The following is a 21,797-nucleotide window of genomic DNA, read 5'->3' on the forward strand; positions in this document are numbered from 1 at the left end:
AGTCAAGGGGTTTTTCCATACGGCTAGAGAGCTTTGAGCAGCTCTGCCGCCTGGCGCACCGTCTCGAAAAAGTGATGGACATTGGCCTCCGGAGTGGTGTGGTGCACGCCGTGGCCCAGGTTCATGATGTGGCCGCGAGATCCCGCCTTTTGAATCACCTCCAGGGTGCGCTGCCGGATGAATTCCGGGGATCCCAGCAACACCATCGGGTCGAGATTGCCCTGCACCGCCAGGGATCCCAGGCGGGCCCTGGCCTCGGCCATATCGCTCATCCAATCGAGGCTGAACACATCGATGCCAGCTTTGCCCACCCGCTCCAACAAAGCAGCGCTGCCGTTGATGTAGAGAATGAGCGGCACCTGCGGGCACCGAGCTTTCACCTGATCCACAATTTGCTTTTGGTAGGGCAAAGCCCAGGTTTCGTAGTCGCCGGGGCTGAGCTGGCCGGCCCAGGTGTCGAAGAGCTGCACCACCTGGGCGCCGCACTCGATCTGGTAGATCACGTAGCGGGCAATGCTATCCGCCAGCTTACTCAGCAACTGATGCAACACCTGCGGCTGAGTGAAGGCCAGGCTCTTGATATGGGCATAATCTTTGGAGCTGCGGCCCTCCACGGCGTAGCAGGCCAAGGTCCAAGGGGAGCCGACAAAGCCCAGCAGCGTCGCCTTCCCTTCCACCTCGCGGCGCAGAGTGCTGAGGATGGTCTTGATAAAGGGCAGGCTTTCTTCCGGCTCTAGCAGTCGGATTTGCTCAACTTGGGCCTGGGAGCGGATCGGCGGGTCGATGATCGGCCCCTGCTGCTCCACCAACTCAAAGGGGATCCCCATGCCCTCGAGGGGGGTGAGGATGTCGCTGAACATAATGACGCCGTCGGGGGCAAAGGCGCGAAACGGCTGCAGCGAGATCTCAATCGCCAGCTCCGGGATCTCGCAGCGCTGCTTGAAGGTGTATTTGCTCTGCAGCTCGCGGTAGGCCGCCATGTAGCGACCCGCCTGGCGCATCATCCAAACGGGGGGACGATCTACCACTTCCCCGCGGGCCGCCCGCAGCAGACGGTCGCCATCGCCGACGGAGGAAGGAGAAGCGCTGAGCTGAGCAGGTGAGTGGGACATGGGAAGACCAAGCCGGTTCAAGATCCTCAATGCATCCTGACATTGGGGGGACGGCTAGCGCAAGCTCGCGGCCCTTCCTCTTGACCCTTTCCTTAGGGGTTGCAACTTGCTTTCACCGGCTGAGGAAGGCGGATCCCGACCTAGAGTGGACATGAGATAATGTCAGCTTGCAGGCCTGTTGTAGAACCCCTTCCCGCCGTTGCTGAGTTGAGAGGAGCCCTCCCTTGGTTGCCCAAACCTTCAACCTGGACACCTACTTGAGCCAACGCCAGCAACAGGTGGAAGAGGCGCTTTCTGCGGCATTGGTTCCCGCCTATCCGGAGCGCATTTACGAGGCGATGCGCTACAGCCTGCTGGCGGGGGGGAAACGCCTGAGGCCGATCCTCTGTCTGGCGGCCTGTGAGTTGGCCGGCGGCTCTGTGGAGCAGGCCATGCCCACCGCCTGCGCCCTGGAGATGATCCACACCATGTCGCTGATCCACGACGATCTGCCGGCGATGGACAACGACGATTTTCGCCGCGGCAAGCCCACCAATCACAAGGTATTCGGCGAGGATATCGCCATTTTGGCAGGAGATGCCCTGCTGGCCTATGCCTTTGAGCATATCGCCAGCCAAACGCGGGGGGTGCCGCCGCAGTTGGTGCTGCAAGTCATTGCCCGCATTGGCCATGCTGTGGCGGCAACCGGCTTGGTAGGGGGCCAGGTGGTGGATCTGGAGTCCGAAGGCAAAGCCATTTCCCTAGAAACTTTGGAGTACATCCACAGCCACAAGACGGGTGCTCTGCTGGAGGCCTCGGTGGTTTCGGGAGGGATCCTGGCAGGGGCCGATGAGGAGCTGCTGGCGCGGCTGAGCCACTACGCTCGGGACATCGGCCTGGCTTTTCAGATCGTGGACGACATTTTGGATGTTACTGCCACCAGCGAGCAACTGGGCAAAACGGCAGGCAAGGATCAAGCTGCCGCCAAAGCCACCTACCCCAGCTTGTTGGGCCTAGAGGCTTCCCGGCAGAAAGCTGAGGAACTGATCCAATCGGCCAAGGAGGCGTTGCGCCCCTACGGATCCCAGGCCGAGCCCCTGTTGGCTCTGGCCGATTTCATCACCCGCCGCCAGCATTGAGACAAGAGGACAAGAAGGTAGATGGGATCCCTGTCCACCCTGTCGGAGACCCTGGTCGCGTTCTGGTGCCGGAGAGCCCTATGCTGCAGCAGTTGATGGCCAACCACGTTCTCTGGGTTGCTCTGCTGGCCAGTGTCTTGGCCCAGGCCATCAAGCTGATCCTGGCCTATGTGCGTTCGGGCAAGCTCAACCTGCGGGTTTTGGTGGAGACAGGGGGGATGCCCAGCTCTCACGCAGCGCTGGTAACGGCTTTGTCGGTGGGGGTGGGGCTGGAGGAAGGCTGGGACAGCCTGCTGTTTGCGGCAACGATGGTCTTTGCGCTGGTGGTGATGTACGATGCCGCCGGGATCCGTCAGGCTGCCGGCAAGCAGGCGCGGGTGCTGAACCGCCTCATGGAAGAATGGTTTGAGGAGAAGGGTGCAGATCGCTTCCAGGAGCCCTACTTGAGGGAGTTGCTGGGCCATACGCCCGTCCAGGTGATCGCCGGAGCAGCCTTGGGGGCAGCCTGTATCACGTTATCTTTTGTCCTGGGAATCAACTGAACGCAATTGGGGCATGCTAGAGCAGGAGCATCACGGGTGGTCATGGCCTCCAGTTCTCAACCTCGTCCGATCCAGCGCTGCCCGGCCTGTGGCAAGCCGATCCCGGCCTATCGCTACAAGTCCCCCTACTGCGACCACTGCGGTTGGCGGGCAACCCCGGCAGGGCAAACCCCTCAAACAGGCGGATCTGGGGGCCAGAGATCCGGAGCTCAGGGGAGTAGGATTCAACAACACATTCAGCGCCTCGGCCTGCCCCCTCTGTTGCAGCCGCTGTTGAAGTTCGACTTTTACCTCTATCTGGGCTGGGGGATCAGCCCTCTGTTTCCGCTAGTCGTGGATCGACCGCTGCTGGCCGAATCCAATTACCTGTTGCTGCTCCCGCTCCTGTTGAGCTGGGGGCTGCTCTACTTGGCAGTGCGGGATCGGCCGTTGCCCCAGGATTTGCGGCTGCCGCGGCTGCTGCTGGATGTGGCGTTTATCCTGCTGCCCTTCTTCCAAAAAATCAACGTTTCCAAGGCCCCCAACCGGCCCTACTGGAATGCTCTGCTCATCTGGGTCATCGGGCTCCTCCTGTTTGCCGCCGTGGGGCTGTGGAGCTTTAGCCTGCTTCTGACGGCATTGACGCTGCTGTTGACCAGCTTCTGCACGCTGCTGTTCTAGCCGAGATGGTTGACAAACACTCCAGCCTCCCATGAGCATTCCTGCTGCCCGCCAACGCTTCCTCCAAGAAATTCAAGCGGATCCCATCGATCTGGGCCGAGCGGCCCTCTGGATCGCCCAAGAAGCCTATCCCGACTTGGATGTAGAAGAGTATTTGGCCGCTTTGGATGAGATGGCCGCAGAAGTGCAAGAGCGTCTTCCTCCCGAGCGCTACCCCCTGCGCGTCATCCGGATTTTAAATCGCTATCTCTTTGAAGATCTGGGCTTTTGTGGCAACAGCGAAGACTATTATGACCCGCGCAACAGCTTTTTAAACGAGGTGATCGATCGGCGCACCGGGATCCCGATCACTCTTTCTCTGATCTATCTAGAGCTGGCGCGGCGGATCGATTTTCCCATGGCAGGGGTAGGCATGCCCGGCCACTTTCTGGTGCGGCCCCTGTTTGCAGACGCGGAGATTTTTGTGGATCCCTTTCATCAGGGAGAAATTTTGTTTCCCGAGGACTGCCAAGAGCGTTTGGCACAGATCTACGGGCCCAGGATCCCTTTACAAGATCATCACCTCCGCCCCACCCCTCCTCGCCTAATCTTGGTGCGGCTGCTCAACAATCTTAAGCAGATTTACTTGAGCCGCGCCCAGCTAGAGCTTGCCTTGGCAGCGGTGGAGCGCATCTTGTTATTGATCCCAGAGTCCTTGCCCCACCTGAGGGATCGGGGCTTGCTCTGTTACCAGTTGGGGCGTTGGCAGCAGGCCTGTCAGGATCTGAGGCACTACCTCAACCAGGCGACCCTCCACCCAGAGCTCAGCGGCCCCGACGAGCATTTAATCCAAGAGATCCTACAAAGGCTAGAAGCTTACTCTGACTAAAGTCAGGTGCAGCAATTGCTCGAAAAAATCCTCCAATCGAGAGCTGGCCACCTAAGCAATACGGATCTCACCTGAGATCTCGCCTTGCCATCTTTGGGTGTCGCTGGGGCTTTTGCAAGAGTCTGGAGCAGCTTTCACCTCCTGGCGAAGAATTGCCTCTACCAGCTCGTCTAAAGCTTCCAGGTCAGATAGGTTGTAGTCTTTTTCCCGAAGGATTTTGTTAATAGAAAACTCCTGCTGCAGCGTCAGGGTCGAGGATCGTAAGACCTCGTCGATAATCTCGCGAATGCTCATTACAACCTCACAATCTGATGGCAATCTCAGCGGAGAATTTGTTATCTGAGCTCATAAACCTAGAATGCAAGAAATACTTGACGTAGCCATCCTGAGGATCACGTATTTTGGCCAAGATCTAGGGCCGCCCATGCTAAGGGAAACTGCCAAGGGTACTTTCACGGGGCCTCGCCGAGGCTTGGGAGCTCCCCAGGGAGGCTTGTCCGGTTCGCCTTTCCCAATCTTTTGCGAAGGGGGTGCGAGTGATGGGTTCACCCGATAGCTGCTGCAGTTTTGGCGACTTTGGGGCCAGTCGCGCCACGAGTGAGTTGCTTGGTCTAGGATCCCGGGGGGCGATCCACTAGTCTGTTGGTACTCCATTAGGATGAAGTGGGATCCTGTCGGCTAGCGGGTTTTCTGGGAAATCCCAGTCAAATCGCAGGTGAGGTTGTAGCACCATGACATTGACTTGGCAAACGGATGGACAGACTTGGTTTCTTCTGCCTCCCCAACCCCGTGCCGTGATCCACTTTCTGGGCGGAGCTTTTGTGGGATCCGCCCCACAATTTTTCTACAGCCGCCTGCTGGAAGAATTGGCCCGTATGGGCATGGCCGTTGTGGCTACCCCCTACACCACCGATATCGATCACGCGCAACTGGCTTTTAAAGCAGCGCAATCTTTGCATAGAAGCCTGCAGAGCAAAGGTTTGATGGGGTTGCCCCTCTTTGGCTTGGGCCACAGCCTTGGCGGTAAGCTGCAGATCCTCTCCTGCCTAGCCCTTCCTTCTTTGGGATCCCAGCGGCGCGGCAATATTTTCTTGGCCTACAGCAATGCGGGACTGGAACGGGCGCTGCCGGTGCTGCAGGCCTTGGCCCAGGCGTGGCCGCAACAGCAACTGAGCACTCTGTGGCGGATGTGGATGGGATCCTCGTCACCGCCAGTGAATCTGTGGTTGGAGTTTGAGCCTTCTCCGGCAGAAACCAATCGCCTTATCGAGGAGCAGTATCCGGTTAGAAACAACCTGCTTGTAGAGTTTCAGCAGGATGATATTGACGATATTCCGCTGCTCTATCAACAGCTTCGCCGCAAGTACGGAGGCTACACCGAATGGCAACGCCTGGAGGGGGATCACTTAACCCCGCTGGGTTTCAGCTATCCTTTCCGGGTCGGGGGGGAGTTCAGTCCCATCGATGCTTTCGCGCAGTTTTTTTATCAAAACTTACTGGCTCCTAACCAACGAATGATCCGGAGTATTCAAGCCTGGCTGGCAGCACAACTGGCTTAGTCGAGCCAGCTTAGGTCGGAGAGGAGCTCCTGTGAGTGGGGAGACTGAGCCTGCAGAGGAAACAGCATCTGTAGAATATCGCTCATCAGGAAGTAACAGGTTAAAACACCACCGGCAGCTACGGCCACCAGCGTTCCCGCCAACATGCGCGAGAACTCCTGCCGCTGAAACGCCTGTTCCATTAAGCGCAGCGCCCAGAACCCCAGTAGGATCACAATGGCAAGGATAATCAACATATCGTAATCTAAGCTGTAATCTATTGTAACGAACCTGTCGCTCAACTGCTATTGACAAAACCTGGTTAAAGCGTAAAGAGTTCTCTGTCTTCTGCAGCCAGCAACTTGTCGGCGGGGTAGCGGCGGGCGCGGCCCCCTGGGGCCTTGCCGGCCTTGTCTAAGCTACAGGCCCCAAAGGGATCCCGCTGGCAAAGATTGCTGGGCGTTCAAGCGGCCTACACCTGTCGCCCTTCGGGGGAAGCGCCGGCAACTGTTGCAAGATCTGGCAAAGGAGAAAGCTTCCGGGCAGCTCCTAGCTCCTCAGGCCAATTGTCTGCAGGATACCAAAATACATCGACCCGCCAGCGGCTGCTCGCAGGGGGATCCCTTACACTTGAGCTAACTGCTGCTTGAGAGGTGGGGTATGGTACGGCGGAGGCTGGCCGGCGCGGCTGGATCCCTGGCACTTCAGCGTTCTCTGCAGGCTCCTTTGCAGCAGCGCAGCCGGGCGATCAACCGTCGCCGCAAACTGATCTACCGCAGAACTCGCCTACTCTACCAGCGCAACTTGCCCCTTTACCTGCGCAATTTGCTGTTGCAGTACCGCACCAGCTTTATCTACAACCTCAAAGCTAGAGCTGTGATCAGAACTCGCTAGAGAATGTCGAGCTATCTTTTCACTCTCAGCACAACGGTCTTCACAGCGCGAAAAACAGGCAGATGGCGATGGACATTGCCCTGCCGGAAAGTCTGGATTTATAGTTAAAAATTGTTGTCTGTAAGTCTTCTAAGAGAGAGGCCGGTCTCCCTCCGAGAGAAAAGAGTTGGAAGCGGGAGCCAAGCTAAGGCTACCGAATTGTAAAGCGGCCAACTCCTATCTTCTCGCCGTTGACATGAACCTCGACGCGGTAGCGCCCGGTGTAGGGTTGGCTGAAGCTGAGAAAGCCTCGCACCGTGTCGGCTAGGGGATCCCAGGGAAAATCAAACTTGCGGATCAGTTGCTCGCTCCCGGCTTCTCCGCCCTCGTAGTACCAGAGCATCTCCACCTGGGCGTTGGCAGGGAGGCTGCCCACCGGCAAGATGGCCCAGATCAAGGTGTCGGTGGTCTTAAACTCGGTTGTGGCCTCGCCAGGGCTGCCGTCTCCCCGACCTCGGTGCAGGCTGATCACCCTTGTCCCCGCCTCGTTTGGGGCTTTCTGGCTATAGGCGCGGGCATTGGCTTGCGCTTCCTGAGCGAGGCGATCCAGCTCGGCCAGCAAATCTTCCTGCCGCTTCAGGGCCTCGGTTGCTTCCTGTAGCCAGTGGGCGATCGGCTGCTCTGGAGCTGGGGAAGAAGGCTTTCGGGCGGCCCCGGTAAGGTTTTGGATGGGAAAGCCCCGAGCCGTCCCCACCTCGCTGCCCAGCAAGTTCAGCCAGCGGCTCCGCATTTCGGGTGTCATCTCTGGCTTGGCGGCGTAGGCAATGCGCACAGGGCCGTCTGGGCCTTGGGTGATGCGGCCAATTTCATGCTCTTGGATCCCGGCAACCTGCCCACGACAGCCGGCGCTACGGAACTCGTAGAGGACATCCTCTTCGCTTTCCCGGTGAAACTCCCACATTGTTTGGGGGCAGTACTCTAGGAGATTATTCCGCATATTGTTTGCCAGGAAGCGGGGCAATTTTGGTACCTGAACGTTCATGACCGAGAGCATTTCTCTCCAAGAGGCCAAGCTCGCCTCGGGCCGTATGAGAACAGTCAATGTAGCTGTCTCAGTAACTTGGCGATCAGCAAAAGCCCACTCCCCCACATCTCCTTCAATGAGGACATTTCCTGAAGGGCTGAGGTGAGCCGAGGCAAAGAGCAGGCCGGCAAAAAGGTTCAACATGATGATCCTCCCTACCAAGATTTGTACTGGGAAATGAGAGGGGAAAGTTCTCAATCAGCTCGCCGGGCAGGCAACGAAAGGAGACTGGACAAGAAGGACAGCCCTTTGTTGTCGCTTTCTCAAGGCTCACCCCAGAGGAGCTCAATGATCCGGGTGGCTTTTGGCAAAATGGCAGTTACAGCCTGCTTGGGCAAAACCCGTATCGTCACACGAGCTGAAACCTTACTCAGGTAAAGTTTTTTCTGTGGGCTATATTCCTTTGAACCGCAAGCTCTAGAGGGCACCAGTAGCCTATCACAGGCTAGCTCAGTTTCGATCCCTGTTTTTCAGAAACGCCACATTCTTTCTGAGCAGTATACTCGTTTACCTTAAGCAGATATGATTTTGTTCGTTCAAAAACCTAAAACTCTCTCGGATGACAATTGAGAGTCATCGAGAACAAATCATTCACCGGAGTCGTCGGCGCCAGAAGGGAGGATCTTCCCGGTTATCAACCAGTTATCCCCCACAGTCTGCAGTTGCGGCTCCAACAGTTGCCAGCTTTGGTTCACATCCGGGATCCCTTCTCCTGCTACGGGGGTTGGCGCGTCGGCCCCGCCCAAGATCTTGGGAGCGATGAAGGCGGCCACCTTCTGGATGGCCCCATCTTTAAGGGCTGCCCAGGCCAAGGTGCCGCCGCATTCCCAGAGGGCACTCAGACAGCCTCGCTCAAAGAGAACCTGCGCCGCTTGAGCCGGGGTTACTTGATCCAGGTGCAGCAGCTCCACCCCTTGCTTGGCCAGGGATCCCCAGAGGGGATGGGCTTCAGTGGCCTCGGTAATCACCAAAGTTGGCGCCTCCTCCGCTCGCCACAGGTGGGCCAGCGGGGGCAGATTCAGAGAGCGGCTGAGAACCACTCGCAGGGGCTGGGATCCGTGAAAATCCGGCAGGCGGCAGGTAAGGTGGGGGTTATCGTGCCAGACGGTGCCGGAGCCCACGATGACTGCATCGTGCCAGGCCCGCTGGCGGTGAACCCACTCTCGCGCCAGCGGATTGCTGATCCAGCGGCTGTGGCCGGTGGCGGCGGCGCTCTTGCCGTCTAGGGTCATGGCGTATTTGAGCAGGCCAAAACACCGTTTCTGCACAATGGCGAAGGCAAAGCCTTCGTTGAGCTCCTGACATTCCTGCTCCAGCACCCCCACCGTCACCTCAACCCCTGCCTCCTGCAGGCGGCGGATCCCTTTGCCGGCCACCAGGGGATTGGGATCCTGCATTCCCACCACCACCCGCCGGATCCCGGCAGCCAGGATGGCCTCGGTACAGGGAGGGGTGCGCCCGTAGTGGTTGCAGGGCTCGAGGTTGACGTAGAGGGTAGCGCCCTTGGCCAGGGATCCCGCCTGCTGCAGAGCCAACACCTCGGCGTGGGGCTGGCCGGCTCCCGGATGAACGCCTTCCCCCACCACCTGATCCCCCCGGACAATAACGCAAGCTACCCGCGGGTTAGGGGAGGGGCGCTGCGGTGTGGAGCGGGCCAAGGACAGGCACCGTTCCATCCATTGCCGATCCGAGTTCATAAGGGGCCGGGATCAAGCTACAGTTGCTCTGGATTCTAGCCTTGCCATCTGGGGAACAAAAGCCGACCCGTTCCCTTCAAGTGCGCGACGGATCTGGGCGCTGTTGGCGACTTCACCCGCTGGCCCGTCCAGGAGCTGGAGGGCGTTTTTGGTAAGCTGGTTACGGCCTTGGCAGAAGGGATCCCATGGACAGCCTTCAACTTTGGCAGCGCTACTGCGATTGGCTCTACTACCATCCCGAGCTGGAAATTTTTGTTGATATCAGCCGCATCCGTTTTACTTCCGCTCAGGTGGAAGCGCTGCGGCCTGCCTTTGCCCGCGCCTTTGCCGAGATGCAGGCCCTAGAAGCCGGGGCCATTGCCAATCCCGACGAAGGCCGCCAGGTGGGCCACTACTGGCTGCGGGCGCCGGAGCTGGCTCCCACTGCCGAAATCCGGCAGGCAATTCAAGACTGCGTTGAACAGGTGGAGAGCTTTGCCAAAAAGATCCACGGCGGCGTGATCCCAGCCAGTGGGGGAGGGCGTTTCACCGAGCTGCTCTGGATTGGCATTGGCGGCTCGGCTCTGGGGCCACAATTTGTGGCGGAGGCCCTGGCTCCGCTGCAGCCGCCCTTGAACATTCACTTCATCGACAACACGGATCCGGACGGGTTTGACCGGGTGCTGGGACGGCTGGCCGGCAAACTGGGACAAACCCTGGTGGTTGTCACCTCCAAATCCGGCAACACGCCCGAGCCGCGCAACGCCTTGGTGGAAGTGGAGCTGGCTTACCGGAAGGCAGGGATCCCCTTTTCTGCCCATGCAGTGGCCATCACCGGCCCCGGCAGCCAATTGGAGCAGCAGGCGCGGCAGGAGGGGTGGCTAGCCGTTTTTCCCATCTTCGACTGGGTGGGGGGGCGCACCTCGGAAACTTCCGCGGTGGGCCTGCTGCCGGCAGCGTTGCAGGGGATCGACATCCGGGCTTTGCTGGCCGGAGCTGCCACCATGGACAAAGCCACCCGCGTACCCCATCTGGAGCGCAATCCTGCCGCCCTCTTGGCCATGGCCTGGTACATCGTCGGCGAGGGGCGAGGGCGCAAGGATATGGTGGTTTTACCCTACAAAGACCGCCTGGCGCTGTTTAGCCGCTACCTGCAGCAGTTGGTGATGGAATCTCTAGGCAAGTCCCACGACCTGCAGGGCAACCGCGTGGAGCAGGGCCTAACCGTCTACGGCAACAAGGGCACCACCGATCAGCACGCCTACGTGCAGCAGTTGCGGGACGGCCTCAACAACTTCTTCGTCACCTTCATCGAGGTGCTTCAGGATCGCGAGCCCGGGATCCCTTCCCCCTTCGTAGAGCCCGAGGTAACCAGCGGCGACTATCTGGATGGCCTGCTGCAGGGCACCCGCCAAGCCCTCTACGAAAACGGGCGCGACTCCGTCACAGTGACGCTGCCGCGGGTGGATGCCCGCTCCGTGGGGGCCCTGATTGCCCTCTACGAACGGGCAGTGGGCCTCTACGCCTCCTTGATCCAGGTCAACGCCTATCACCAGCCGGGGGTGGAAGCCGGCAAGAAAGCGGCTAGCGCCGTCCTGCAGCTCCAGCGTCAGGTGCTGGAGGTGATGCAAGAGCAAAAGGGATCCCTGACCTTGCCCCAGTTGGCGGAAAAACTGGGCTGCCCAGAGCGCATCGAGACCCTGTACTGGATTGTGCGGCATCTGCAAGCCAATGGCCGCAGTCTAGTGCTTGTGGGGGATCCTGGCCGACCCTTGGAGCTAAGCATCCAGCCGCGCCCGGCCTGAGGGTTTAGAAGAGGCAGCCTGAAGAAAGATCTGTATCTCACCTTAAACCCCTCCTGGGCAGCCGGCCTGTCTGCCTAGAATCGAGCAAGAGGCTACTCCAGGAGGAGACTATGGACCAACCTGCCGCCGTCCTGCCTTTACAAACCCCAAAAGATGTCTCCATCGAGGACATTGACCAGGAGCTGAACAAGATCTGGTCCTCCAAGGGAGAGAGCGTTGCCGCCCGGGCTGCCACCTTTACCCTGGTGGTGTATGAGTCGCTAGACGATGCCCTGCTGCTGCCTTCCCCCACCGTCGAAGCCATTGCCACCCAGAACCCCTGCCGCGTCATCGACCTAAGGGCCAAACGGGAGGGAGCCACAGACGACGCCATCGAGGCCCAGGTGGCGGCCTATTGCCCGGTGACCCGCGAGCAGCGCAGCTCGCTGGTGTGTTGTGAGTACATCACCCTGAAAGCGCCGGAATCGGCTTTTGTGCGCGCTTGCAGCACTGTCGCCTCGCTGTTGATCCCCAACCTGCCCACGTTCCTGTGGTGGCAAGGGAACTTAGACTTGAATAGCTTGTTGTTTCAAAAGCTGGTAGCCCTGAGCAACCGCGTCATCGTCGACTCGCGGGGCTTTGTCAACCCAGAAGAAGACCTGCAGGAAATTCATCTCCTCATCAGCGAGGGGCACCACTGCGGGGATCTCAACTGGCGACGGCTGCTGCCCTGGCAGGAACTCACCGCCCAAGCCTTCGACCCCCCAGATCGGCGAGAGTCTCTGTCCTGGATAGATCAAGTAACCATTGACTACAGAGCTGGCAACCCCTGCCAGGCCCTCCTTTTCTTGGGCTGGCTGGCCAGCCGGCTGGGGTGGACGCCCACCGAGCGGGCCCAGACTTGGGAACACGACTACGAGATCGACCGCATCCGCTTCCAAACCCAAGCGGGAGGCGAGGTGAGGGCAGAATTGGCTGCCGTGCCCCTGGTCTCGGAGATGAGCCAGGCGGGAGATCTCATCGGCTTGCGCCTCACCTCCAGCAACCAGGAAGCCGACGCCTGCACCGTGCTCTGTTCAGAAACCACAGGGTGCATGCGCATGGAAGCCATGGGAGGTGCCCAGAGGTGCGTGGTTCGCCAGGTGGCTCCCCTGGAGCAGGAGTCCTTGGAAACGCTGCTAGCTGCCGAGTTGCAGCGGCCTGGCCCCAACTATCTTTACGAAGAGACCTTAGGGGTGGTGGCCCAGATCCTCAAATTAAAGAAAAGCGGAGCGCTGGGGTAGAATCTCGATTTCGTTGTTGGCAATCTTGGGGAGACGGATACTGTCTCGCGTTCAAATGCAGGGAAGCGAAGACCCCAACCCAGCGCTTGACAGACGAGAACCTAGGCTTCTCGGGATATCCTGACAAATCGGCCCAAGAAAGCTAGCCAGATCCGCCTATCCACTGTCGAAGCCAGCTCAGCGCAGCCCCAGGACGGAGGCCAGCACGCTGTGACCTACCAGGGCTTCCACCGCAATGCTCATGGCAAACCCCAGCATGGCCAATCGCCCGTTCCAGCGCTCGGCCTTTTCCGTCCACCCAATTTCCCACTCGGGCGGAGCCTCGCCCTCTTGCCCATACTGAGGCACGTATCGCGGACGAGCAGCACCCTCCCAGCCCGCAGGACGCTTGGAGTTGAAGAAAGCCATCGAACCGAGGGCAACAGCAGCCACCAGCCCGCTCACCATAACGGCAATGTAAGGAAAGAAAGGGTTGTCGAGGATCATCGGCCTGTTGGGTTCAGTGAAACAGTCAATAGCCTGGGTAGCGAGCCGATCGGGCAGCCCCCAGACAGAACGCCCGACCTGATGCTTGCGTAAAACTCAGATGTTCTCAACTATCGCAGTCCCAGCCACTGAGCGAGAGTGGTGGCAAAAACACTGTGACCCACCAGCGCCTCTGTGGCAACGCTGATCACCAAACCCACCATAGCCAGGCGGCCATTCCAACGCTCCGCCTGCTCCGTCCAGCCCGGGATCCAGTCGTTGGTGGTGTCGTAGTATTGGGCCACAGAAGCGGAGTCCAGGCGAGAAGGGATCCTAGGAGAGGATTGCATAGGTAATGCCTCATAACTGTACGTAAACAAACTTAACATAAAATTACAGTTCTTGACAACTTTTCCGACTGGCGAGGGGAGGTAGGGATCCCTGGCGAGAGGGAAGGAGTTTGCCGAGGGGTGCCCAGAGCGATGCCATACTGAGGGAGGTAGGCTTCTGCGCAGACTATGGCGGTATCCTCTCTTTCTTCCCCCAAGCTGGACCAGGCTTTTGACGCTGCTGCCGACTTAGCTGCCCAGGTGCGGTCGGATTTTCCAATTTTGCAGCGCCAAGTCAACGGCCAGCCGCTCATCTATTTTGACAATGCGGCCACTTCCCAGAAGCCGCTGGCGGTTTTGCAGGCAATGGATTTCTACTATCGGCACAGCAACGCCAACGTGCACCGGGGAGTGCATACCTTGGGCAACGAAGCCACGGAGGCCTACGAGGGGGCGCGGGAGAAGATTGCCCGCTTTATCAACGCGCCTTCCCCGCAAGAGATCATCTACACCCGCAACGCCAGCGAGGCCATTAACCTGGTGGCCTACAGTTGGGGCATGAGCACCCTAGAGCGGGGGGATGAGATTATTCTGTCGGTGATGGAGCACCACAGCAACTTGATCCCCTGGCAATTCGTGGCTCAAAAGACGGGGGCCTGCCTCAAGTTTATCCAGATCACGCCCGAGGGCGAGCTGGATTTGGAGCACTACCGCTCTTTGCTGGGCGACCGCACCCGCCTAGTGGCTGTAACTCACGTCTCCAACATGCTGGGATCCATCAACCCTGTCCGGGAGGTGGTTGAGTTAGCCCATCGCTGTGGGGCCAAGGTGTTGCTGGATGCCTGTCAGAGCGTGCCCCACATGCCGGTGGATGTGCAGGCCCTAGACTGCGATTGGCTGGCCTTTTCTGGGCACAAGATGGGCGGCCCCACGGGGATCGGGGTGCTCTACGGCAAGCGGGAGCTGCTGCGGGCCATGCCGCCCTTTTTGGGCGGGGGCGAGATGATTGCCGAGGTGTACTGGGATCACGCCACCTACGCCGATATCCCCCACAAGTTTGAGGCGGGCACGCCGGCCATTGCCCAAGCCGTGGGTCTGGGGGCAGCCGTCGATTACCTAAGCCAGATCGGTCTGGAGCGCGTGCATGCCCATGAGCAAAAGTTAACCGCTCGCCTCCTAGAAGGGCTTCAGCGCATTCCAGGCATTACAATCTATGGCCCCAAGGACCCGACGCGGCGGGCGGGGCTGGTCAGCTTTTCGGCGGAGGGCATCCACCCCCACGACCTGTCTACGCTGCTGGATGAGCAGGGGATCGCCATCCGGGCCGGCCACCACTGCACCCAGCCGCTGCATCGCCACTTGCAGGTGCAATCGACGGCGCGGGCCAGCGTTTACCTCTACAACACCTTGGCCGAGGTGGATCGCTTCCTGGAGGTGCTGGCGGAGGCGGTGGCGTTTTTCAGGGAGGCCTTGGGGTAGCCGAGGAAGATGCTCTACCGCCGCTTTGGGCGCACACAGCAGCTTATGTCGGCTTTCTCCCTGGGCAGCATGCGCCTAGTCCATGTGCCGCCGGAGCAGGCCCAGGCCACGGTGGCAGCGGCGCTAGAAGCAGGGATCAACCACATCGAAACGGCGCAGGCCTATGGCCAGGCCGAGGTGCTCTTGGGGGAGATCCTGCAGAAGCTGGCGGTGCCGCGGCAGCGCCTGATCCTGACCACCAAGCTTACGCCCGGCGAGAGGCTGCGGGAACGGCTGGAGGGATCCCTGCAGCGGCTACAGGTGGAGTATTTGGATCAGTTTGCCTTCCACGGCATCAACCTGCCCGAACACCTGGAGTGGGTGCTGCAGGAGGGCTTGCCGCTGCTGCGGCAGGCGCAGCAGGAGGGCTTGGTGCGCTACATCGGCTTTTCCACTCATGGATCCCTGGAGCTAATCCTGCAGGCCATCCAGAGGGGCCAGTTTGACTTTGTGAATTTGCACTACCACTTTTTCCAGCAGCGCAATGCCGCGGCCCTGGAGGCGGCAGCCCAGCAGGATATGGGGGTGTTCATCATCTCCCCTGCCGACAAAGGGGGGATGCTCTATCGCCCGCCCCAGCGTCTCCGGGAGAGCTGTGCGCCCTTTAGCCCCCTGGAGTTTGCCTATCGATTTTTGCTGGCGGATCCCCGCATCCACACCCTCAGCCTGGGCATTACCCATCCCGACGAGCTGCAGACGGCCCTGGCGGCCCTGCAGGATCCCGAGCGCTGGTGGACGGAGGGCCTGCAGGTACAGGAGCGGCTGCATCAAGCGGAGCAGGAACGCCTGGGCTCCAGCCGCTGTGCCCAGTGCTACGCCTGCCTGCCCTGTCCCGAAGGGATCCACATCCCAGAGGTGCTGCGGCTGCGCAACTTGGCTCTTGCCCACGAGATGACCGAGTTTGCCCAATATCGCTACAACATGTTCGGCCAGGCAGGGCACTGGTTCCCAGGGGTGCCTGCCGACCGCTGCAGCGAGTGCGGCGACTGCCTGCCCCGTTGTCCGCAGCACCTGCCGATCCCGGAGTTGTTGGCCGAAACCCACCGCCTTTTGCACCGCTCTCCCATCCGGCGGCTGTGGGAGTAAGGGCCCCTTCTCCCAGGGGGTGAGGGGGGTGAAAATCCTGGCCAGGAGAGCCAGCTAGGGGGAAGCCTCTTGCTGCTCCGGAGTTCAAGGCTCTAGCGCCGCTTGCTGCGCAGGGTTTTGGCACGGTTGTGTACCTGTCTAACAAACAGAGGCAGGAGCTGTTCCTGAATGTAGGCAAAGGCTGCCGGGAGGCCTTCTCTTTCGTAGATAAGGCCGATTTCTGCCTCCACCTGGGTGGGATCCCGCAGAGCCGACAAAAATTGGTTGGAGGTGAGCCAGGTGAAGAGTTCCGCGCGGCTAAGATCGCAGCCGGGAGGGGAAGGCACCTGCCAGTCGGGTGGCGGGCCGAGCAGCCACTGGCGGGCAAAGAGGCTCAGCACCGCATCTCCTAGCCACGCCTTGTCCCGTCGGGATCCCTCGTCCAACTGGGCCACCTGCTGTCTGACGGTCGAAGCAAACTGGGATCCGGGCACCATGGGCAGCACTTAGAAGGAGCAGCAAGGGTAGCAGAGCTTCCCTGCCTCATTCTACTAAGATGGGGTCTGGCCCACCCTCAGCGGGTAAAGGGGCGGAGTTGGCTGTTTTGAGGATCTCAGTGCATGTTGTTGGAGCTTACCCCAGAAGAGTGCGAGGCGGTGATCCCGCTGGTGCCGACGCGGCTCCAGTACGCAGCTTACTGGAGCGATGCCCTCAAGAGCGTAGGCCGGATCATTACAGCTATTTTGGTGGGCGTAGCGCTGCTGGTGCTGTCTCGCGCTTTTGGCGAGGGATCCTTCTTGGGGGCAGTCTCCTTTCTGGCGGGGTTTCTCTCGTTGCTCTACCCTTTCCTCTGGGGGCCCCTCTACACCATCTCCCGCCGGCAGCTAGCCTTTCGCGAGATCCCTTACGGAGGGCTCTTTTTTGGCCAGGTGTTGAGCACCCGCCGCTACGAGGTGGTGGTGGAAGAGCGGGAAAAGGTGGATGAAGAGGGGCAACTCTATATTGAAGAAGTGCGCGAGCGCCAGTTTGAGATGGAAATTGGCGATGAAACAGGAGTTCTCTACCGAGTGCGGGCCAGGGACGATCCCCGCTACCGGCGAATTGTTAAAAAGCAATCGGTGCTGGCGCTGGTGAAGGCCTATTCCCGCGATCTGCGGCGCCGACCGACCTTGAGCGAAGTCTACGTGGTCAAGCTAGGGGAGTGGGTGGGAGATGTTTCCTATCTGGATCGGGAGGCGTTTTTGGAGTTGGCCGACGAGCTGCTGGCGCTCGAGCTAGGACCGGAGGCGAAGGCATAGAAACCTTATGTCAGAGGCTGGAATCACCCGCGCAGCTTGGATCGTGGCGGCCTTGGTGGTGTCGGCAGCCCTGGGGCCGCGGTTGGCTCTGCCTTTGGCTGGGATGGTGGGCTTGGTGATTGTCGAGCAGGTGGCCTTTGGGGGGCGGCTCTCGGGGTTGCTGGGCGCGCTGCTGGATTGGGCTTCTCCAGCCTATCGGCGGCGGGTCATCTGCCACGAGGCAGGACACATTGTGGTGGCCCACCTGCTAGGGATCCCCTTGCGCGGCTACGTGCTGGGCCCCTGGCAGGCTTTCCGACACGGGATCCCCGGCTACGGGGGAGTGCAGCTGGATCAAGCCCCCATGCGCACCTGGGAAGCCCAGGGGGGCATCCCCTGGGCAGATCTAGAGCGCTACAGCCTGTTTTGGATGGCAGGGGCTGCCGCGGAGTCTCTCCAATATGGCCAAGTGGTGGGAGATGAGGAGGATAGACAACAGTTGGCCAAGCTGCTGGCAGGGATCTCAGCAGCCCAGCCCTTGACCTCTGCGGCTCAAATGAGGGCCTACATCAACCGCTTTCTGCGCCAGAGCCGGGCCTTGTTGCAAGCCCACCCCGAAGCCTATGCCGTTGCCGTCCGGCACCTAGAGCAGGGATCCCCCCTCCAAGACTGCCTAGCTGCCCTTGCGGCCAGCTTGGAGGAGCGGTGTCAACAACCTCCCTCGCCCTCTTCTGAAACCTCTTGCTGATACACTGTGACATACGAAAAAAGCTCGGGATCCCCCAGGCTCGGGATCCCAGCGGTTGACTACATCGTTGTGTCGCTTAGGGAGGATCCATCTTGCGCCCCATCCTCATTGCCGGCAACTGGAAAATGCACAAGACTCAGGCTGAGGCTCGCCAGTTTCTGCGCGAGTTTCGTCCAGCCCTGCAAGCCTCGTCTGCAGGGGTGAGGCCGCAGCGGCAGATCATTCTCTGCGTGCCCTTCACAGACCTGGCCGTGGTGGTAGAAGAAACGCGGGGATCCGGCATGGCTGTGGGAGCCCAGAACCTGCACTGGGAGGATCAAGGGGCGTTTACGGGAGAGATCTCCGGCCCCATGCTGGCAGAGCTGGGGGTGCGCTACGTTATCGTCGGCCACAGCGAACGGCGGCAGTACTTTGGCGAAACCGATGAAACCGTCAACCGGCGCTTGGCCGCGGCCCAGCGGCACGGGCTCACCCCCATCCTCTGTGTGGGGGAAAGCTTGCAACAGCGGGAGCAAGGCCTGACCGAGTCTTGGATTGTGGGACAGTTGGATCGCGCCTTGCCGGGGATCGATCTGCGCAACCTCGTGATTGCCTACGAGCCAATCTGGGCCATTGGCACGGGGAAAACCTGTGCAGCCGCCGAGGCCAACCGCGTCATCGGCCTTATCCGCCAGCATCTGGGCGCCGACCACCTGCCCATCCTCTACGGTGGCTCGGTCAAAGCCAGCAACATCGACGAGCTGATGGCCCAGCCGCAGATTGACGGTGTACTGGTGGGAGGGGCCAGCCTCGATCCCCAAGAGTTTGCCCGCATTGTCAACTTCCAGGCCCTGACTCCTGCCGCAGCAGCGGCTCCCTAGGTTCCTCAGCGAGATTGCCCCCACAGTAGAGCCACGGGAAAAGACTTGAGGACGGCGCCCACCGACAAGGTGTCGCCGGCAGGGATCCCTTCTTGGGTGAGGCCATTGACCCACTCCAGCCGCTTCCAGCGCGGCAGCTGAATTTCTGTGTCTTTCCAAACAGCGTCCCCCAAGGGATCCTGCGTCTGGTAAATTAGGGAGGTTAGGAAGCGGGGCGCCACCACCAGGACGACTTGTTTGTCGTGCTGACGGGCAAAAGCAATGACATGGTTGGCATAGGAGCCGCTCACCTGCAGGGGAATATAACTGCCTTCCAGAAATAGCTGCGGCTGTTCCTGACGGGCCTTTAGCACCTGATGGATGAGAAACAGCTTAATGCGGCCGTCGTGGCGGTGAAGCAGAAGATCTTGGATAAGTTGCAGGGGATCCTGCTTGATTCGCCGTTGAATTTCTTCGAGGTAAGCCAGGCGGCGGGAAAAGTCCACAGGCCGACGATTGTCGGGATCGACCATGCTGAGATCCCACAGCTCCGTGCCCTGGTAGATATCCGGGATCCCAGGGCTGGTGAGCTTCAGCAGGGTTTGAGAGAGAGAGTTAAAGATGCCAAAGTGGGCAATTTTGCGCTGAAAGGGCAGGAAAGACTCCAAGAAGGGGCTTGAGGGCCGCAGGATCTGATCGATGAAAGCAAGGGTAGCTTCTTCGTATTCGGTATCGGGGCGAAGCCAAGCAGTATGAACCTTAGCTTCCCGAACTGCTTTAATGGCGTAGTCTTTAACTCGCTGGATAAAGGTAGGAACTTCCTCTGGTTGAAAAGGATAGGAGCCGATCAAAGTCTGATAAAGAAAATACTCGTCGTTGCGATCGGGCAGCTCCGAACGCTTCGCTTGCTTGCTGCGAACTTTGTAGCCAAGATTCAACTCATGCCAGAGTTTAATGTGCTTCTCCCATTCAGCGGGGAGTTCCGAGAGCACATTCAGGCGGGCCCGCACATCCTCGCCGCGTTTGGTGTCATGGGTGGAGGAAGCATTCATTGAGAAGGGCCACTGGGCTGCTCGTTCTTGGTTAAAGCGATGGAACTCTTGGACAGAAATGCCAAAACGATATAGATCCCCACCTACTTCGTTCAGGGATAGCAGCCTGTTGTAAACGTAGAAGGCCGTATCCTCTACCCCTTTGGCCATGAGAGGGCCAGCCAACTGTTGCAGCCGCATGGCAAAGTAGATTTGCTCGTTTTTCTCTTCCTCTGAGACGTTTTCGGGGAACTCAAGGCAGAGAAAGCGCTGCAGGAAATTCAGCTCGTTAACCAAAATGGGCAGGTTCTCCTTAGCTTTCTCTACAGCTTGGCGGACGGCCTGTTGACCTTCTGAGCTGAGGATCCCTTCGTGGATGTAGACTCGGTAAACTGGGAAACACACCAAAACCTCTGCCAAGGCTCGGCGCAAGCTGTAGAGGGTGAAGTCATTGGCATAGCGGTGATGGCTGGTAATCTGCTTGAGCAAAAAAGCAAGGTTGTCCATGTCCCCTGCCAGGTTGCGCTCGATAATCAGCCGTTTTTTATCTTCGATAACCTGTTCTGGTGACTGTTGCAGGTTGGTGAAATCTTGATAAAGAGCACTGAAGGCTTCTGCATTCTCCGATTGGCAAAAGATGCCATTAAGCTTAGCTAAAAAGTCGTAACCCGTTGTGCCTTGAACTGGCCATTGCTGAGGTAGCTTCTCATTAGCTTCTAGTATTTTTTCTACCACAATGTAGAGATCTGGACAGCGTTCTCGCAGACGGTGGAGATACTCCTCTGGGTTAAATAGGCCATCGATGTGGTCGATGCGTAAACCTGTGAAGCGCCCCTGTTCTGCGAGCTTGAGAATGAGCTGATGCGTTTTGCGAAATACTTCGCGATCTTCCATCCGCAGCGAGATCAGATCGTTGATGGTAAAAAAACGACGATAATTAATCTCCTCAGCACCCACCTTCCAAAAGGAGAGGCGAAAGTTTTGCCGTGCCAAAAGGCTGTCCAACAAGTCAAAGCTGGAGGGATCCCCGGGCTTGCCGTTGAAGATGGCGATGTTCTCGTCAAAGAAGCTTTGAATATGCGGGCTAGAGGTGTAGAGCTCCCAGAGGGAGTGCTTGGCAAAGCTAATTTGATCCGTGCGCTCTAGGAGATCCTCTTTGCTAGGAATAAACTTGAGGCTGAAGAGGATCCCGAGTAGTTTGACATAGTCGGGGTGGCTGCGCCCTAGTTTCCGCCGCAACTTGCCCAGGTTATAGGTAAAAACATCGGCATAGGTGTCAATATTGAGAGGAAATCTTAAGTTGTAGTAGTTAATGCTCAGGCCGTCGGCATCATAGCGTAGCTGAATCTGGCCTGACTCCAGGCACTTGTTGTAGAAGTCGCCCAGGAAGGGAGCAAGGATTCTGCCCTTGATCCCCAGATAGGAGTGATCCCAATTCACGTCAAAGTAGTCGATAAAGTCTGAGTTAGGCCCGCTTTCCAAAACATCCATCAGCATTTGGTTTTGGCCGTCGTAGGCCATGTGGTTGGGCACGATGTCTTGGATCCAGCCGATTCCCTGCTGGTTGAGGGTTTCCCACAAGAGTTCAAACTTTTCACTCCCCCCTAACTCCACGTTGATCTGCCTGGGATCCACGACGTCGTAGCCATGGGTGCTGCCCTTGCGGGCCTGAAAGATGGGGGAAGCATATAGATCGCTGATGCCCAGCAACTTCAGGTAGGGGACAATTTGCCGCGCTGCCTCGAAGTCAAATCCAGCGTGAAACTGAATGCGATAGGTGGAAGTCGGGATCCGCATGACGACCTCAAAACGACGACAAGGTGGCTCAGCCCATGACCAGAAGGGATGTTTCCAGGGTAGCGGCTAAGATCGGGAGGTCCCGCATAAAGATCGGCAAAACCCTAGATAGGTGTTCAGGGGCACAAGAGCGCCAAAGGGCAAGCAACGATGCTAAACCAGGCGGCGGCGAGATGGGCAACGATTTTTC

22 protein-coding genes are annotated in these 21,797 nt (G+C 59.0%); 13 read left to right on the forward strand and 9 right to left on the reverse strand.

Going from position 1 to position 21,797, the window contains the following annotated elements:
* Window positions 1–23 precede the first annotated feature (23 nt).
* Window positions 24–1,112 carry a uroporphyrinogen decarboxylase gene (hemE, locus tag ACVW0R_RS05280; protein WP_099812502.1) on the reverse strand — a complete coding sequence of 363 codons (1,089 nt, stop codon included), beginning with the start codon at window positions 1,110–1,112 and terminating at the stop codon, window positions 24–26.
* A 224-nt stretch (window positions 1,113–1,336) separates the two neighbouring features.
* On the opposite strand from hemE, the gene crtE reads away from it, so the two are divergent.
* The 4 genes from crtE (at window position 1,337) to ACVW0R_RS05300 (ending at window position 4,300) form a co-directional block, all read left to right on the forward strand.
* The gene (crtE, locus tag ACVW0R_RS05285) at window positions 1,337–2,230 is read left to right on the forward strand and encodes a geranylgeranyl diphosphate synthase CrtE (protein WP_011429285.1); all 894 of its coding nucleotides are present in this window, start codon (window positions 1,337–1,339) and stop codon (window positions 2,228–2,230) included.
* A gap of 80 nt (window positions 2,231–2,310) precedes the next feature.
* Window positions 2,311–2,772 carry a divergent PAP2 family protein gene (locus tag ACVW0R_RS05290; RefSeq protein WP_041438070.1) on the forward strand — a complete coding sequence of 154 codons (462 nt, stop codon included), beginning with the start codon at window positions 2,311–2,313 and terminating at the stop codon, window positions 2,770–2,772.
* Between the two features lie 42 nt (window positions 2,773–2,814).
* Complete coding sequence (locus ACVW0R_RS05295) at window positions 2,815–3,432, forward strand: ZPR1-type zinc finger protein (RefSeq protein WP_011429287.1); 618 nt, start codon at window positions 2,815–2,817, stop codon at window positions 3,430–3,432.
* A gap of 31 nt (window positions 3,433–3,463) precedes the next feature.
* Window positions 3,464–4,300 (forward strand): SirB1 family protein, encoded by an 837-nt coding sequence (locus ACVW0R_RS05300; protein ID WP_099812501.1) that lies wholly within the window; start codon window positions 3,464–3,466, stop codon window positions 4,298–4,300.
* A 51-nt stretch (window positions 4,301–4,351) separates the two neighbouring features.
* Here the strand turns inward: ACVW0R_RS05300 and ACVW0R_RS05305 are convergent, their stop codons facing one another.
* A complete protein-coding gene (locus tag ACVW0R_RS05305; RefSeq protein ID WP_041438072.1) occupies window positions 4,352–4,594 on the reverse strand; it encodes a hypothetical protein in 243 nt (80 codons plus the stop codon).
* 437 nt (window positions 4,595–5,031) lie between these two features.
* Here ACVW0R_RS05305 and ACVW0R_RS05310 point away from each other — a divergent pair, with 437 nt between their 5' ends.
* Window positions 5,032–5,859 (forward strand): DUF1350 family protein, encoded by an 828-nt coding sequence (locus ACVW0R_RS05310; RefSeq protein WP_011429290.1) that lies wholly within the window; start codon window positions 5,032–5,034, stop codon window positions 5,857–5,859.
* Here the strand turns inward: ACVW0R_RS05310 and ACVW0R_RS05315 are convergent.
* Window positions 5,856–6,095 carry a hypothetical protein gene (locus ACVW0R_RS05315; RefSeq protein ID WP_011429291.1) on the reverse strand — a complete coding sequence of 80 codons (240 nt, stop codon included), beginning with the start codon at window positions 6,093–6,095 and terminating at the stop codon, window positions 5,856–5,858. The genes ACVW0R_RS05310 and ACVW0R_RS05315 overlap by 4 nt on opposite strands.
* Before the next feature lie 403 nt (window positions 6,096–6,498).
* Here ACVW0R_RS05315 and ACVW0R_RS05320 point away from each other — a divergent pair, with 403 nt between their 5' ends.
* The gene (locus tag ACVW0R_RS05320; protein ID WP_011429292.1) at window positions 6,499–6,732 is read left to right on the forward strand and encodes a hypothetical protein; all 234 of its coding nucleotides are present in this window, start codon (window positions 6,499–6,501) and stop codon (window positions 6,730–6,732) included.
* A gap of 190 nt (window positions 6,733–6,922) precedes the next feature.
* On the opposite strand, the gene ACVW0R_RS05325 is transcribed toward ACVW0R_RS05320, so the two are convergent.
* Together ACVW0R_RS05325 and ribD are read right to left on the reverse strand one after the other, a co-directional pair.
* Window positions 6,923–7,939 (reverse strand): hypothetical protein, encoded by a 1,017-nt coding sequence (locus ACVW0R_RS05325; RefSeq protein WP_414390243.1) that lies wholly within the window; start codon window positions 7,937–7,939, stop codon window positions 6,923–6,925.
* Between the two features lie 443 nt (window positions 7,940–8,382).
* On the reverse strand, window positions 8,383–9,492 hold the full coding sequence (gene ribD / locus ACVW0R_RS05330) for a bifunctional diaminohydroxyphosphoribosylaminopyrimidine deaminase/5-amino-6-(5-phosphoribosylamino)uracil reductase RibD (RefSeq protein WP_099812499.1): 1,110 nt from the start codon (window positions 9,490–9,492) through the stop codon (window positions 8,383–8,385).
* A 185-nt stretch (window positions 9,493–9,677) separates the two neighbouring features.
* Between ribD and ACVW0R_RS05335 the strand changes: the two genes are divergently transcribed.
* Both ACVW0R_RS05335 and ACVW0R_RS05340 read left to right on the forward strand, forming a co-directional pair.
* Window positions 9,678–11,276, forward strand: a complete 1,599-nt coding sequence (locus ACVW0R_RS05335; protein WP_457501769.1) for a glucose-6-phosphate isomerase — start codon at window positions 9,678–9,680, stop codon at window positions 11,274–11,276.
* Window positions 11,277–11,386: 110 nt separating this feature from the next.
* Window positions 11,387–12,538, forward strand: a complete 1,152-nt coding sequence (locus tag ACVW0R_RS05340; protein ID WP_457501770.1) for a glucose-6-phosphate dehydrogenase assembly protein OpcA — start codon at window positions 11,387–11,389, stop codon at window positions 12,536–12,538.
* A 177-nt stretch (window positions 12,539–12,715) separates the two neighbouring features.
* Here ACVW0R_RS05340 and psb35 read toward each other — a convergent pair whose 3' ends face one another.
* Together psb35 and ACVW0R_RS05350 are read right to left on the reverse strand one after the other, a co-directional pair.
* Window positions 12,716–13,024 carry a photosystem II assembly protein Psb35 gene (psb35, locus tag ACVW0R_RS05345; protein WP_011429297.1) on the reverse strand — a complete coding sequence of 103 codons (309 nt, stop codon included), beginning with the start codon at window positions 13,022–13,024 and terminating at the stop codon, window positions 12,716–12,718.
* Window positions 13,025–13,134: 110 nt separating this feature from the next.
* Window positions 13,135–13,353 (reverse strand): hypothetical protein, encoded by a 219-nt coding sequence (locus ACVW0R_RS05350; RefSeq protein WP_011429298.1) that lies wholly within the window; start codon window positions 13,351–13,353, stop codon window positions 13,135–13,137.
* Window positions 13,354–13,521: 168 nt separating this feature from the next.
* On the opposite strand from ACVW0R_RS05350, the gene ACVW0R_RS05355 reads away from it, so the two are divergent.
* Both ACVW0R_RS05355 and ACVW0R_RS05360 read left to right on the forward strand, forming a co-directional pair.
* Window positions 13,522–14,811 (forward strand): cysteine desulfurase, encoded by a 1,290-nt coding sequence (locus ACVW0R_RS05355; protein WP_011429299.1) that lies wholly within the window; start codon window positions 13,522–13,524, stop codon window positions 14,809–14,811.
* A gap of 9 nt (window positions 14,812–14,820) precedes the next feature.
* The gene (locus tag ACVW0R_RS05360; protein WP_099812494.1) at window positions 14,821–15,936 is read left to right on the forward strand and encodes an aldo/keto reductase; all 1,116 of its coding nucleotides are present in this window, start codon (window positions 14,821–14,823) and stop codon (window positions 15,934–15,936) included.
* 92 nt (window positions 15,937–16,028) lie between these two features.
* Here the strand turns inward: ACVW0R_RS05360 and ACVW0R_RS05365 are convergent, their stop codons facing one another.
* Entirely contained in the window at window positions 16,029–16,412 is a 384-nt protein-coding gene (locus ACVW0R_RS05365; protein WP_011429301.1) for a ribonuclease III domain-containing protein, read from the reverse strand.
* A gap of 123 nt (window positions 16,413–16,535) precedes the next feature.
* Here ACVW0R_RS05365 and ACVW0R_RS05370 point away from each other — a divergent pair, with 123 nt between their 5' ends.
* The 3 genes from ACVW0R_RS05370 (at window position 16,536) to tpiA (ending at window position 18,800) form a co-directional block, all read left to right on the forward strand.
* Entirely contained in the window at window positions 16,536–17,213 is a 678-nt protein-coding gene (locus ACVW0R_RS05370; RefSeq protein ID WP_011429302.1) for a transporter permease, read from the forward strand.
* Window positions 17,214–17,220: 7 nt separating this feature from the next.
* Window positions 17,221–17,940 carry a hypothetical protein gene (locus tag ACVW0R_RS05375; RefSeq protein WP_099812493.1) on the forward strand — a complete coding sequence of 240 codons (720 nt, stop codon included), beginning with the start codon at window positions 17,221–17,223 and terminating at the stop codon, window positions 17,938–17,940.
* Between the two features lie 92 nt (window positions 17,941–18,032).
* On the forward strand, window positions 18,033–18,800 hold the full coding sequence (tpiA, locus tag ACVW0R_RS05380; RefSeq protein ID WP_011429306.1) for a triose-phosphate isomerase: 768 nt from the start codon (window positions 18,033–18,035) through the stop codon (window positions 18,798–18,800).
* A gap of 5 nt (window positions 18,801–18,805) precedes the next feature.
* On the opposite strand, the gene treY is transcribed toward tpiA, so the two are convergent.
* On the reverse strand, window positions 18,806–21,607 hold the full coding sequence (gene treY / locus ACVW0R_RS05385) for a malto-oligosyltrehalose synthase (protein ID WP_099812492.1): 2,802 nt from the start codon (window positions 21,605–21,607) through the stop codon (window positions 18,806–18,808).
* Between the last annotated feature and the right edge of the window lie 190 nt (window positions 21,608–21,797).

Source organism: Thermostichus sp. MS-CIW-15, from assembly GCF_054060575.1.